Genomic DNA, 13,224 nt, shown 5'->3' on the forward strand with positions numbered 1-13,224 from the left:
CCTACACCTTCAATAGCAGCAGCGCGCCGCAAATGACCAGGAACACACAAAACAGCGAACGCAGCACGCGCTCGGGCAACGCATGGGCCAGACGCACGCCCCAACTGATGCTGAGCAAGCCGCCGACGGCCAAGGGAATGCCCATCGCCCAATTCACATGGTCGTGCAGGGCGTAGGTCACCAGGGTGATGCCGGTGGAAGGTGCCGCCAATGCCAGCGCCAACCCCTGCGCCACCACTTGTGTGGCGCCGAACAGGCTGGTCAGCACCGGCGTAGCCACCACGCCGCCGCCGACACCGAACAACCCGCCGGTCATGCCCGACAACGCGCCCAACAGCCATAGCCGGTTCTCATGGCGCAATTGCCGTTCGCCGCCAGGTTTTTGCCAAAACATCTGGCCGACGTTGAACAGCACCAGCAGCAACAGAAAGCCGACAAAGGCGATGCGCATTACCTGTGGGTCGAGGCGTACGGCAAACAAAGACGTTAGCCAGGCGAGGAAGAAGCTCGGCACAATCAGCATCAGCGCGTTGCGCGGCACGATGCGGTTGCGTTGGTTATAGCGCCACAGCGCCAGCAGCACGTTGGGCAGCACCATCAACAGCGCGGTGCCTTGGGCCAGTTGCTGATCGAGGTTGAACAGCACGCCCAGGATTGGAATGGTCACCAGCCCGCCGCCGATGCCGAACAGACCGCCCATGGTGCCCATGGCCATACCGAGTAAAACAAAACTCACAACGTCCAACACCAGAGCATCCTCGCCAACAAAGCTCGGCAGTATAGCCGCGCCGCTCAAGCGCGCGGGTTAGACATAGGACCCAGAACGCCGCTCGCAGCTTTAGTCGTCGCGCGTCAGCACTTCCAGCAATTCGATTTCAAAGCGCAGATTGGCATTCGCCGGCACCCGTGAACCCATGCCACGCTCGGCATAGGCCAGGTGCGCCGGCACCCGCAACATCCGTTTTCCGCCAACGCGCATGCCCATCAGGCCTTGATCCCATCCTTTGATCACCCGGCCAGTACCGATCACGCACTGGAAAGGTTTGCCGCGTTCAAACGAAGAATCGAATTCGCTGCCGTCGTCGAGAAAGCCGCGGTAATGCGTGGTGATCAACGCGCCCTTCACCGCCGCTTTGCCCTCGCCCAGGGTCAGGTCTTCTATCTGCAGTTCGTCGCTCATGATTTGCTCCAGGCCCAATGAAGGCGTGAAGTTTACTGCACAACGAAAAAGGCCCGACAGTCGCCTGCCGGGCCCCTCTTCCACCCGCTACTACTTACACAAACGGCTGGCTGCCGAAACCACGGGGTAGTCGGTTGTGGCCCGGCAACGCGCCAATCTGCTCGCGCCATCCTGCGCGCCAGTCAAGAGAACTGTGGGTGGCCTTCTTTGCGTGCCGCACGACGCGCCGCATTGCGGGTGTCTTTGCGCGCGCTTTTGAACGCCTCGGAGTTTCGACAGGTACGGCATTTCACCCGCGCCAATTCCGTGGTCGCAGCGAGTTGGCCGGTTTCCCGACCGCACGCCAAATGACCAGCGGTTTTGTAATGGATCACAGGAGTCGCCATGGGGTGTTTCTCCTTTTTAGCAAAAGGGGCGCAATAAGCGCCCCAGGGTTTTCTGCTATGTCAGCAGAGCAATCAAAATGATGATTGGAATTGGGATACCGAGGAACCACAGCAGTAATGAACGCATTGGTGTTCTCCTTTCGAAAACGTAGTGACCGGCTAATTAACGGAGGGTAGTGGCGGTGCGACGGTCGTCGACAATCACCACCGCGTCACGGCTACGGCCACCGAAAATGGCAGCGAAGCTGGCCACAAAGGCGCCGATCAACAGGGCAACGAACATCCACAGGGTGGCGTGGGTCGCGGCTTTCTTGGCCGCATCGGCCGCTACTTTCAGCTCTTGCACCGCTTGGTGCGCCTGGCCGTAAACAGCGTCTACGCGGGCTTGGGCATCGGCTTGGCTGAGGTCGGTGCGCTGGGCGACCAACTGCGCCAGGTACGCACGGTCGTCGGCGTTCAGCGCGCCGTCGTCAGAGGCCAGATTGCGGGCGAAAATACGCGCGGCTACATCGTGGGCAGCGTCCTGAGTAACCGGCGCACCACGGCTGTCGCGGAACAGCACGTCAATGAAATAGCTGTCGCTGTTATCAGCGTTGGCCATGTCTTGCGTGGCCGGGCTAGTGCTCAGCGTGGCGCCTACTTGCGCGGTGCCGCCGATCAAGGTGCTAACCGAGCCCACCACCAACGTCGCCGTCAGCAGGGTGGCCACCGACCAGGCCAGGAAGCCGTGAGCGGTGTCGCGGAAATACACTTCGTCGTCGTGCAGCGTCGCCCAGCGTTTACGCAAACGGCCCGCCAGGTAACCACCCATAGCGGCCGCCACTAACTGGGTGAACGCCAGCCAGATAATCGCCGAAATGCCCAACCCTTCTGCACTGATGCCCTTGTCGGCCCACGGCGAAATAGCCGAAAAGCCAAGGCCGGAGCCCAGCAACAGCAGGATCAGCGACAGTGCTGCAGCCGCAACAGCGCCTGCAAATACTGCCGCCCACGAAACGCCAGAGGCGGTTGAAGATTCATCCAAGGCAGCAACATAAGCATCTGAATTCAACATTATTTTTTTCCTCACGCATTGCGCTTTATGGCCCCGCGATTCCTACGTGGGGCCTATAAAACTTGAGTGTGAGGTCTGGCAAATGGTTCAGGCTTTAATCGAGACGGCGTCGCCGCTTAACCGCGCGCCCAGCCTAGGCTGGCCAATAGCGCCGGTACCTGATCGAGGGTGGAAACCGTCGCGTCGGGCCGATAGTCAGGCAGCAACTGGCGGCCGGTGCCGCGGTCAACCCACACGCAACGAAAGCCCATGTCCCGCGCGGCGGCGTGATCCAGGTGCGGGCTGGCGCAGATGTGCACCACCTCGTCGCGGCCCACACCCAACTGCTCATGGGCGAACTCAAACAGGCGCGGCGCCGGCTTGTAAGCGCCGGCTTGCTGGGCGGTGATGACGCGGTCGATATGGCCGCCGAGCTGGGCGACATTGCCGGCGATGATGTCGTCATCCGTATTGGAAACAATGCACAGCTTGAAGCCCATCGCTTTCAACTGTGCGAGCGCAGCGGGCACTTCAGGAAACGGCGGCATCGCGCTGATGCTGTCGGCCAGCAACTCGCCATCGGCCGGGCTGGACGGCAGCCCGAGTTGCTCCATGGCCAGACGCAGCCCTTCGCGCGTCACATGGCGAAACGAGCGGTGCGGCGGCGTTTGCTCCAGCGCGTGCTCGTGCCGGTCATACACCTCGATAAACCGCGCCGGCTCAATGGCATGGCCCGGCCGCTGGCTGAGCATTTTGCCGACAGCGGCCAACAACCCTTCGTCCCACTGAATCAGCGTGCCGTAGCAATCAAAGGTCAGCCACAACGGCTGAGGGGTGTGTTCAAGGGACATGGGCCCGCTCCTGAAAGAGATGAGCGGCCAGCATAGAAGCGCTTTTGCATAGTGTTAAATTAAATTAACCTCTTCCCCTCAGTGGACTATCAACTAAGCAGGTGCGCCGTTTGCTCGATCTCGAACTGCTGAAAACCCTGGTGTGCGTGGTCGATGAAGGTAGCTTCACGCGCGCCGGTGAACGGGTGCACCGCACGCAATCGACCGTCAGCCAACAGGTTCGGCGGCTTGAAGAAACCGTGGGCCATTGCCTGCTGGTGCGCGACCGCAGCGGCAACCAAGTCACGCCCACCGCGCAAGGCGAACTGCTGGCGCACTACGCCCGTCGCTTGCTCAGCCTGGCGCAGGAAGCCGAAGAAGCCCTGGCCAGCGATGGCACGCTATTGCCCCTGCGCCTGGGTGTGCCGGAAGATTTCGATGCCCAACGCATGACCGCCCTGCTCGCCGGTTTCACACTGGCGCGGCCAGAGGCGCGGCTGGAAACGGTCAGCGGCATGAGCACCGACCTGCGGGAAAAACTGGCAAACGGCGAGCTGGATATCGCCCTGATCAAACGCGAGCGCGGCAGCGGCGACTGCCTGGCCAGTTGGCCGGAAGACTTGGTCTGGGTGAAAAGTCCGCGCCTGCAGTTGAGCGATCAGCCGGTGCCGCTGGCGCTGTTTCCGCAAGGCTGCCTCTACCGCCAACGCGCTATCGGCAGCCTGGACAAAGCCAAACGACCGTGGCGCCTGGCATTCGCCAGCCATAGCCTGACCGGCATCCAGGCAGCCGTGGCATCGGGGCTTGGCCTATCGGTATTGCCCACCAGCGCCGTGCTTGCCGAGCACCACGTGTGCGCAGGAATGCCGGCATTAGCGCCTAGCGAATTGGCCCTGGTCAGCGGTGGCGGCGTGGTGACCGCCCTGCAACGCGAGCTGCTCGCGCTGCTGCACGAGCAGGTGATGACGGCTTAAGCGTCGGGCAGCGTGTCGGCACCGTCGCCCAGACGGCGCTGCATCAGCACGGTGTCCACCCAGCGGCCATGCTTGAAGCCCACCGACTCGAACACGCCCACCAGGCGAAACCCCATGCGTGTGTGCAAGGCGATGGAGCCGTGGTTTTCGCTGTTGCCGATCACCGCCACCATCTGCCGACGGCCGTTGGCGATGCAGCGATCGATCACCTCGCCCAGCAGCGCCTGGCCAATGCCGCGCCCGCCCATGCCGTCTTTCACGTACACCGAATCTTCCACCGTGTTGCCGTAAGCCGGGCGCGGACGGTAGAGCGTGGCATAGCCGTAGCCGACCACTTCGCCGGCAAGCTCGGCCACCAGATACGGCAAACCATTGCTCAGCACATCACCGCGACGGCGGTGCATTTCCTCCAGACTCGGCGCTTGCAGTTCAAAGCTGGCGATGCCGGTGAGCACATGCTGGGCATAGATGGCTTGCACCGCCGGCATGTCGTCGTCGCGGGCGTCTCGGATGATGGGTTGGCGGGTCATCATTCTGGAATGGTCAGGCCTTTGATCACGGCCGGACGCTCAAGGAAGGTGTTCAGCACGCGGGTGACCTCGGGGAAGTTATCGATGCCCACCAGATCGCCTGCATCGTAGAAGCCGATGAGATTGCGTACCCACGGAAAGGTGGCGATATCAGCGATGCTGTAGGCGCTGCCCATGATCCAGTCGCGGCCTTGCAAGCGCTGGTCGAGCACGCCAAGCAGGCGCTTGCTCTCAGCGACATAGCGGTCGCGCGGGCGTTTGTCTTCGTAGTCTTTGCCGGCAAATTTGTTGAAGAAACCCAACTGGCCAAACATCGGCCCGACGCCGCCCATTTGCCACATCAGCCATTGGATAGTCTGGTAACGGTCAGCCGCATCGTTAGGGATAAACGCGCCGGCCTTGTCCGCCAGGTACAGCAGAATCGCACCGGACTCGAACAACATCAGCGGCTTACCGTCCGGGCCGTTGGGGTCGAGAATCGCCGGAATCTTGTTGTTCGGGTTGAGCGACAAGAACTCCGCCGACAACTGATCGTTCTGATCAAAGCGCACCTTGTGCGGCTCGTATGCCAGCCCGGTTTCCTCCAGCAGAATCGACACTTTCACGCCGTTGGGCGTGGGCAACGAATACAGCTGAATGCGCTCAGGGTGCTGCGCCGGCCATTTAGCGGTGATGGGAAACGCGGACAAGTCAGACATGCGAAGCTCCTTTACGGGAATGCAAGCGAGGCAGCTTAGGGGTTTTGCGCGTCCGGCGCAGGCGCATTTTGCCCGTCGCCGACCTGGCGAAACACCAGGGCTTTGAGTCCGCCGTGCTCGTGCACATCGGCGAACTCGGGTGGGTTGTCCAAGCGCTGTTCAAAGCGCAGCGCCGGGGCGTGTTCGGCCATGCTGGTGATCAGAAAGTCGGGGCCAATATGGGGATCGTTCACGCAGGCCAACACCACGCCGCCGGGGTTCAGTAGATCGGGAAGACGGCGCAGAATTTTGCCGTAATCCTGGGTCAGGGCGAAGCTGCCTTTCTGGAACGTGGGCGGGTCGATGATGATCATGTCGTACGGCGCGTGGCGCTTCACCGCGCTCCACGACTTGAACAGTTCGTGACCGAGAAAGCTCACGCGACTGAGGTCTTGCCCGTTCAAGCGATGATTGTCGCGGCCACGATTGAGGGCGCCTTTGGCCATATCCAGATTCACCACCTGGCGAGCGCCACCGGCCAGCGCCGCCACCGAGAACCCGCACGTGTAGGCGAACAGATTGAGCACGCGTTTGCCGTCGGCCTGCGCGCGCACCCAGCGCCGGCCGTAGCGCATGTCCAGAAACAGACCAGTGTTCTGCTTCTGGCCGAGGTCCAGCTCAAAGCGCAGGCCGTCTTCGCTGATGATCCACTGTTCATGCGGCCCACCCACAATCCATTCGGCGCGGCTACGCTGAAGCTCACCTTGCGCGTTATCGCCTTCTTTGTAGCGGTGTTGCAGCAGCAGGCTGTGCGCCTGAGCACGTTGCCATTCGGGGCTATGCGTTAGGTTCGACAACGTTGCCGTCAGCGCCGCCAACTCGTCATCACTGGGTTGGCGGAACAGCCATACCAACACCACGCCTTGCAGCCAGTCGACCGTGATTTCCTCCAGCCCAGGCCACCGCAGGCCACGGCCGTGAAACAACCGGCGCGCATGGCTGAGGTCGCCGGCCAGTTCGGTCAGCAGGTGGGTGTGAAGAGCGGCTAGAGCGGGACTGTGCATGACGGTTTATCGCGGCGGGTAAAGCGGCGCAGTGTAAACGCAAATGTTTGCCAACTCATGTTCGCGCGGTGTTTGACGATATAGCCCTATAAGGCCCGTAACACGGAGCAGCCAGACGCTCCGACTCCTAACACAATGAGGTGTTTTGCCATGCTGTTACGTCGTTTGAAGATTGCGCCGAGGGCTATTTTCAGCTTTTCCCTGGTGGCGCTGCTGGTGGTGCTTCTCGGACTTTTTGCCCTGGGCAAAATGAAGGACATCCGCGCCACCACCGTCGATCTCAACGACAACGGCATGCCCAGCTACGCCGCGCTAGGCGTCATCAATGAAAAAATGCTGCGCCTGCGCATCCTCGCCTTTCGCTTCGTGGTCGAGCGCAGCGACACGCAACTGCCGGCCGTCATCAGTCGCCAGCAAGAGCTGACCCAGCAGCTGCATCAGGCTCAGGCCGCGTATGAACCGCTGATCAACAGCACCGCCGAGCGCGACCAGTACCAAGCCTTCAAGGCCATGCTCGACAGCTACTACCAAGCCAACAGCAAGCTCGCCGCCCTTTCCAGCCAGGACAAGGTCGACGAAATGAAAGCCTTCCTTGCCAGCGAGTACAAAACCTACTCCGACGGCCTCGGCGCGCAGTTGGAAAAGCTTATGGAAATTAACCGTCTGGGCGCGGACGAAGAGGCCAAACAGTCGGCCCGCAACTACGACGATGCGGTGATGGTGGTGGTGGCCTTTATGTTGGTGGCCGCTGCACTGACCGGTCTGCTCGCGGTGCTGCTCACGCGCAGCATTGTCACGCCGTTGAACGAGGCCATGGAGGTAGCAGCCACCGTGGCCAAGGGCAATCTGTCCACCACCATTCAGGTCAACGGCACCGACGAGCCTGCCCTGCTACTCGGCTCATTGCGCGCCATGCAACAGAGTTTGAAAGACACCATTCACCATATCGCCCAGTCGTCCGACCAGCTCGCCTCCGCCGCCGAAGAACTCAATGCCGTCACGGAAGATTCGAGCCGTGGCTTGCACCAGCAGAACAACGAAATTGAACAGGCCGCCACTGCGGTCAACCAAATGACCGCCGCCGTGGACGAAGTGGCGCGCAACGCCGTGGCCACCTCCGAAGCCTCGAATGCCTCCGACCGCACCGCCCGGCTTGGCCAGGAGCAGGTGAACAAAACCGTCAACTCCATCAGCGACCTGGCGGGCGACGTGTCCACCACCTCCGAGCACGTGGAACAACTAGCGACCAAGGTGCGCGACATCAGCAAGGTGCTCGATGTCATTCGCTCCATCGCCGAGCAAACCAACTTGCTGGCCCTGAACGCGGCCATCGAAGCCGCGCGCGCCGGTGATGCCGGTCGCGGCTTTGCCGTGGTGGCGGACGAAGTGCGCGCCCTGGCGCACCGCACCCAGCAATCAACCCAGGAAATCGAGCAAATGATCGGCGGCATCCAGCACGGCACCGATCAGGCCATGAATGCCATGCAAAGCAGCACCGAGCGCGCCAACAGCACCCTCGAACTGGCCCGTGCGGCTGGCGCTGCCCTGAGCGAAATCACCCAGGCCATCAGTCATATCAGTGAACGAAATCTGGTGATCGCCAGCGCCTCGGAAGAGCAGGCGCAAGTCGCGCGGGAAGTGGACCGAAACCTGGTCAACATTCGCGACCTGGCGCAACAGACCTCGGCTGGCGCGCACGAAACCAGTGCGGCCAGCCAAGACCTTTCGCGCCTGGCGGTAGACCTCAACGGTCTGGTCAACCGCTTTACGCTGTGACGTCTTCGGCCAGAACCTTTCGCGCCGCTGTCCAAAACGCGGCGCGACCGTCATATCCATTCAGGCCGCCATTGATACGCAACGTAATTGCCTTGAAATCGCCCGCATCGGCCAGCGCATTCAAACCGTGTTTTGACCAAAACCATGCAGCGGTCAAACAGGCGTAACGCGGCTGTTCAAGCAGCTCGGGCGAGGTCTCCAAATCCACGTTCAGATCCGCTCCGGCCTGGTGGTAATTACTGCGGCCGGTCAGCTGAATCAAACCCCGGCCCCGAAAGCGCCAGCCATCCCCGGACTCTGGCGGACCGTTTCCAAGACGGTTGGCATACACCGAATTGGCAATCGCCTCAGAGTGACCGCCCAGCTGTTGCGCCAGTGCATTGGGTTTGCCGTCCGGCCCGCAGAAACGGTTGGGCCACAGCGCGGCCAGGCGCTCGGTGCTGTAGCCGAGCATTTCGACCAGGTGGGTGAACTGCGCGCTTTCGAAACCTACCTGGGCAATAAACGCAGCAACGCGCGCTGGCGTGTTGATTTCGTATACCTGCATGGCGTCGTTCAAGTCCGGCACAAACGCGCCTACAACGCCCTGCCCCTTGGGAAATACCTGCTGCAGTTGTGCTTCGGTGATCAACATGGCGTGGGTACTCAGCAGTATTTTTCGACAAGTGCCGCCAGAACGGCCGCCGTTTCCACGTCCAGCACCCCGCTGTAGTTGCTCGGCCGGTAGTGCATCTGGAAGGCGCGCAACAAGGCTTTGATACCGTCGGCGTCGCTCGCCACCGAAATGTCGTAGCCCAGTTGACCGAGCTTTTTCACCACGTCCCGTGCATCCACCCCAGCCTTCGCGTACTGCTGCAAGAAGCGCGCTTTAGCCTCCTCCTCGTACCACGCACCGATACCGGCTTCGTACAGTTCGTACCAAGGGAACAACGGCCCCGGATCGCTTTTACGTGTGGGCGCAATATCGGAATGGCCCACAACATTGAGCGGGGTGATGGTCGGATAGCGCCGCAGAATGTCCGCCGCCAGCTCTTTAACCGCCTGGATTTGCTCACGGTTGTAGGGCACGAAGATGATTTCGCCGTGCTCACCGTCGTGCGCCGTGTTGACGATTTCGATGCCGATGCTGGTGTCGTTCAGGTTGCTGCGGCCGCGCCAGTTGCTTACACCGGCATGGCGCGCGCGGTACTGCTCATCCACCAGATTGAAGATACGCACGCCGGAAAACCCGGCCGCCAGGTAACTGGGATCGGTGGGATCCGGCACGATGTATTGCACGCTGACCGACTGCGGTGCAGTGAGCTCGGCTACTGACCGCGCGAAGTCACCCACGGTGTAGTGCATCACCAGAAAACAGACCCGGCTATCAAAAGACTTCGAGCGGTAAGTGGTGTTGTCGATGTTCATCGCGGCCTCCTCAAGGCGATCACTTTTTATTCGCGACAGCGAGCAAGTTGAGGATGGAGGCGAACGAAACTTCGGAAGTCCCGATCTTGCTCATCTGGTCTTCCGACAAGTAGCTGAGCTTCAAATAAATCAGATCACCCTGGGACTCGCCTTGCTCGCGATTGAAGCGTTCCAACACTGACAACAGCTCCTTGGCATCGCCCGGCAGCCCGGCGGCGTCGACAAAGGCTGGAACCTTGAGATCAGCCACATTGGGGAAGAATTTGGCTAACTGGCCGAACAGCTGAATGCCGAAGTCGTGAGCGGGAAACAACCCGCGAAAACGTTCGCCCTTTTTGTATGGCGTTACACCCATGTAGATGTCGGGCAGGGCTGCAATCTTGTTCACGACTTTTTTGTCTTTCTTGCCGATCAGGTAGGCGGCTATTTCCATGCGCGTGCCAATAATGGCCAGCGGCTGTACGCCCGGCCCGACTTCGCTAAACAGGTAGTTTGAGTTGCTATCGGCAATGGCTTTTTTCAGCACACCGCGATCTTCAATAACACTTGAATACTTGCCTTCTTTAACAACCGGCGCAGGCACGCGCCACAGTGCAATTTCATAGCTCATATCAATTCTCTAACGGGTGACAAGAGCAGCGCAAATAAGCGCTGCGAATGGACAATATCAGCGAGCTGCCAGCATAAGTTTGGCGCGCAATCCGGCGAGCGACTTCGTGCTGTTCGCAATTAACTGACTGTAGATTTCAACACTGGACTGATACTGCTCGGCGGTAATTTTGTCCGCCGCCAGCTGATCAAGAAAACCATGGACTTTCTGCGTAAACGTGGCGATTTGATCCTCGTAAAGTCGGGTCAGCTCCATCTTCGCTTGTGTTTGCGCTTCACCTACCGAGTACTTCACTTCATAGATGTACAAGTATTGGTAGATCTGCTGGTTCTCGAAAAAGCTGGTCGATTTGTAGGAATCGCAAACCACCGTAGCAAAAAGATGCATGCCGTTGCCGAGCGGTTGGCTCTTGTAGGAAGAGTTAAACGACACCGAGCTCGCACTGCCGAAGCTCTCGACGATGCCGCCCAATACTTCAAAGCATTTGCCAGCTACATAGCTTTGAAGATTGGTTAAATTGGAAACCGATTTACCGAGATCAATGGATTTATTGACTTCTACCCCCGAAGGCACTTTGCCTTCACCGCCCAATACGGCCTTGGCAATGGATTCGATTATTTTCTGGACATTACCGAGCGACCAATCAGACGCCTGCATAAAGTCGGAGTTACGGCCGGAGATAAAGTCGGTTTTATCGTAATCGTTGTCTTTGTAGAAACTGTCGATCTTCGCTTGCATCTCATCGCTATGTTTCTTTGCTTTTTCCTCAAGTTCATTTTCGATCTTGTTTATATACGCCCGGTACTCATCTTCTTTGGCTTGCATTTCCGCTATTGATTGCGAGCGACCCATGAACTTCTCCTGACTGAAAAACCATTAAGAAACTTGCGACACGCGCTTTGGCTGCCGGGGAAACAAGGTAATAAGGGTTCTTGTGCAAACACATCGCCCACGTCCGAAGCGCGACTCGGACAGTTCTTTCCAGCAGGTAGATAACGCCACGAAAAGCGCTGCGGTTCGCTGGCTTCGTAGGATATGTGCGGGCAACTGGCGGGCAAAAAAAAAGCAGCTCGATAAAAGAGCTGCTTAATGGGCCGGAAGCGGGGAAGGTTCCGACCTGGAGAAGGCGCTCAGACTACTGTATATCCAGACAGCACCGCAAGCACGATTCTGCCTGTCCTGTTCTGAAAGCGACAAAACAGAACACAAACGCGCCCGCGCTAGGAAAAACAGCGGAAAAATGCACCAATACGGCGCATTGAATAAGCGCACTGGGAAGCGGAGCAGGCGGTTAACCCCATGGCCACGCGGTTTGCGCGATTTGGCACGGATGCTGCCATTGCTTTGACGCGCAGCCGGGCTTCACGCAACTACCCGCTGTGGCTAGAGATTGGTGCCTTAGAGACAAGCGCACCCACTGATAAAAACCATCTGCCTTCCACCAGTGATGTGCACGGACCGCCCAGGAGCTTCCCCCGATGAAACGCCGCCCGTTCCTCAAAGCTACCCTCGCTGCCAGTACCCTGCTGCTCAGCGGCCTGTTCCCTTACACCCTGCAAGCTGCCGAGACCATCAAGGTCGGCATTCTGCATTCGCTGTCCGGCACCATGGCCATTTCGGAAACGTCGCTCAAAGACATGGCGTTGATGACCATCGATGAAATCAACGCCAAAGGTGGTGTGCTCGGCAAAAAGCTTGAGCCGGTTGTGGTCGACCCTGCTTCCAACTGGCCGTTGTTCGCTGAAAAAGCCCGCCAGTTGCTGACTCAGGACAAAGTCGCCGTGACCTTCGGTTGCTGGACCTCGGTGTCGCGTAAATCGGTGCTGCCGGTGTACGAAGAACTCAACGGCCTGCTGTTCTACCCCGTGCAATACGAAGGCGAAGAAATGTCGCCGAACGTGTTCTACACCGGCGCTGCGCCAAACCAACAGGCGATTCCGGCCGTTGAATACCTGATGAGCGAAGACGGCGGCGCCGCCAAGCGCTTCTTCCTACTGGGCACGGACTACGTGTACCCGCGGACCACCAACAAAATTCTGCGTTCCTTCCTACACAGCAAAGGCGTAGCCGACAAAGACATCGAAGAGGTCTACACCCCGTTCGGCCACAGCGACTACCAAACCATCGTTGCCAACATCAAGAAATTCTCCGCTGGCGGCAAAACCGCTGTGATCTCCACTGTTAACGGCGACTCCAACGTGCCGTTCTACAAAGAGCTGGGTAACCAGGGCATCGAAGCGACCGAAACGCCGGTGGTGGCGTTCTCGGTAGGTGAAGAAGAACTGCGCGGCATCGACACCAAACCGCTGGTGGGCCAACTGGCCGCCTGGAACTACTTCCAGTCGGTGGATAACCCCACCAACAAGAAATTCGTCGACAGCTGGAAGGCCTACGCCAAGGCGAAGAACCTGCCGAACTACCAGACCGCGGTCACCAACGACCCGATGGAAGCCACGTATGTCGGCATCAACATGTGGGCGCAAGCCGTCAACAAAGCCGGCACCACCGACGTCGACAAAGTGCGCGAAGCCATGGCGGGCCAGGAATTCGTATCGCCTGACGGCTACACCATGGTCATGGACAAAACCAACCACCACCTGCACAAACCGGTGATGATCGGTGAGGTTCAGGAAGACGGGCAGTTCAACGTGGTCTGGCAAACCGAAGGCCCGGTACGCGCCCAACCGTGGAGCCCGTACATCCCAGGGAACGACAAGAAGCCGGATTACGCGGTTAAGTCGAAGTAAGACGGTTCCG

At 59.5% G+C, this 13,224-nt stretch carries 14 protein-coding genes and 2 pseudogenes; 4 read left to right on the top strand and 12 right to left on the bottom strand.

Annotated elements, in window-relative coordinates:
- Position 1: 1 nt before the first annotated feature.
- From AC0IW7_RS02375 to AC0IW7_RS02395, 5 genes and pseudogenes are all read right to left on the bottom strand, one after another.
- The gene (locus AC0IW7_RS02375) at positions 2–748 is read right to left on the bottom strand and encodes a sulfite exporter TauE/SafE family protein (protein ID WP_471815556.1); all 747 of its coding nucleotides are present in this window, start codon (positions 746–748) and stop codon (positions 2–4) included.
- A 90-nt stretch (positions 749–838) separates the two neighbouring features.
- The gene (locus tag AC0IW7_RS02380) at positions 839–1,180 is read right to left on the bottom strand and encodes an FKBP-type peptidyl-prolyl cis-trans isomerase (RefSeq protein WP_122494584.1); all 342 of its coding nucleotides are present in this window, start codon (positions 1,178–1,180) and stop codon (positions 839–841) included.
- Between the two features lie 94 nt (positions 1,181–1,274).
- Positions 1,275–1,566: pseudogene (locus AC0IW7_RS02385) on the bottom strand (hypothetical protein).
- A 163-nt stretch (positions 1,567–1,729) separates the two neighbouring features.
- A complete protein-coding gene (locus AC0IW7_RS02390) occupies positions 1,730–2,620 on the bottom strand; it encodes a hypothetical protein (RefSeq protein WP_471815557.1) in 891 nt (296 codons plus the stop codon).
- 116 nt (positions 2,621–2,736) lie between these two features.
- The gene (locus AC0IW7_RS02395; RefSeq protein WP_471815558.1) at positions 2,737–3,450 is read right to left on the bottom strand and encodes a haloacid dehalogenase type II; all 714 of its coding nucleotides are present in this window, start codon (positions 3,448–3,450) and stop codon (positions 2,737–2,739) included.
- A gap of 110 nt (positions 3,451–3,560) precedes the next feature.
- Here AC0IW7_RS02395 and AC0IW7_RS02400 point away from each other — a divergent pair, with 110 nt between their 5' ends.
- A complete protein-coding gene (locus AC0IW7_RS02400; RefSeq protein ID WP_471815559.1) occupies positions 3,561–4,403 on the top strand; it encodes a LysR family transcriptional regulator in 843 nt (280 codons plus the stop codon).
- Here the strand turns inward: AC0IW7_RS02400 and AC0IW7_RS02405 are convergent.
- The 3 genes from AC0IW7_RS02405 to AC0IW7_RS02415 are packed head-to-tail and all read right to left on the bottom strand — an operon-like array spanning position 4,400 to position 6,674.
- Positions 4,400–4,933 carry a GNAT family N-acetyltransferase gene (locus tag AC0IW7_RS02405; protein WP_471815608.1) on the bottom strand — a complete coding sequence of 178 codons (534 nt, stop codon included), beginning with the start codon at positions 4,931–4,933 and terminating at the stop codon, positions 4,400–4,402. The genes AC0IW7_RS02400 and AC0IW7_RS02405 overlap by 4 nt on opposite strands.
- Positions 4,933–5,631 carry a glutathione S-transferase N-terminal domain-containing protein gene (locus AC0IW7_RS02410; RefSeq protein WP_471815560.1) on the bottom strand — a complete coding sequence of 233 codons (699 nt, stop codon included), beginning with the start codon at positions 5,629–5,631 and terminating at the stop codon, positions 4,933–4,935. Before AC0IW7_RS02410 ends, AC0IW7_RS02405 begins: the two co-directional genes overlap by 1 nt.
- 35 nt (positions 5,632–5,666) lie before the next feature.
- Positions 5,667–6,674, bottom strand: coding sequence for a class I SAM-dependent methyltransferase (locus AC0IW7_RS02415; protein ID WP_471815561.1), 1,008 nt, complete (start codon positions 6,672–6,674; stop codon positions 5,667–5,669).
- 150 nt (positions 6,675–6,824) lie between these two features.
- Here AC0IW7_RS02415 and AC0IW7_RS02420 point away from each other — a divergent pair.
- Both AC0IW7_RS02420 and AC0IW7_RS02425 read left to right on the top strand, forming a co-directional pair.
- A pseudogene (locus AC0IW7_RS02420) lies at positions 6,825–7,595 on the top strand (MCP four helix bundle domain-containing protein); the annotation flags it as partial.
- Positions 7,587–8,450 carry a methyl-accepting chemotaxis protein gene (locus AC0IW7_RS02425; RefSeq protein WP_471815609.1) on the top strand — a complete coding sequence of 288 codons (864 nt, stop codon included), beginning with the start codon at positions 7,587–7,589 and terminating at the stop codon, positions 8,448–8,450. The pseudogene AC0IW7_RS02420 and the gene AC0IW7_RS02425, both read left to right, overlap by 9 nt.
- Here the strand turns inward: AC0IW7_RS02425 and AC0IW7_RS02430 are convergent.
- From AC0IW7_RS02430 to AC0IW7_RS02445, 4 genes are read right to left on the bottom strand one after another with little or no spacing between them, the layout of a single operon-like run.
- Positions 8,440–9,084, bottom strand: coding sequence for a glycoside hydrolase family 19 protein (locus AC0IW7_RS02430; protein WP_471815562.1), 645 nt, complete (start codon positions 9,082–9,084; stop codon positions 8,440–8,442). The two genes, AC0IW7_RS02425 and AC0IW7_RS02430, sit on opposite strands and share 11 nt — an antisense overlap.
- Before the next feature lie 11 nt (positions 9,085–9,095).
- On the bottom strand, positions 9,096–9,857 hold the full coding sequence (locus tag AC0IW7_RS02435; protein ID WP_471815563.1) for an N-acetylmuramoyl-L-alanine amidase: 762 nt from the start codon (positions 9,855–9,857) through the stop codon (positions 9,096–9,098).
- 19 nt (positions 9,858–9,876) lie between these two features.
- Positions 9,877–10,467 (bottom strand): hypothetical protein, encoded by a 591-nt coding sequence (locus tag AC0IW7_RS02440; protein ID WP_471815564.1) that lies wholly within the window; start codon positions 10,465–10,467, stop codon positions 9,877–9,879.
- A gap of 57 nt (positions 10,468–10,524) precedes the next feature.
- A complete protein-coding gene (locus AC0IW7_RS02445) occupies positions 10,525–11,319 on the bottom strand; it encodes a hypothetical protein (protein WP_471815565.1) in 795 nt (264 codons plus the stop codon).
- 626 nt (positions 11,320–11,945) lie between these two features.
- Between AC0IW7_RS02445 and urtA the strand changes: the two genes are divergently transcribed.
- Positions 11,946–13,214, top strand: a complete 1,269-nt coding sequence (gene urtA, locus AC0IW7_RS02450; RefSeq protein WP_122452268.1) for an urea ABC transporter substrate-binding protein — start codon at positions 11,946–11,948, stop codon at positions 13,212–13,214.
- Positions 13,215–13,224 lie beyond the last annotated feature (10 nt).

The organism is Pseudomonas sp. AC229, from assembly GCF_979254655.1.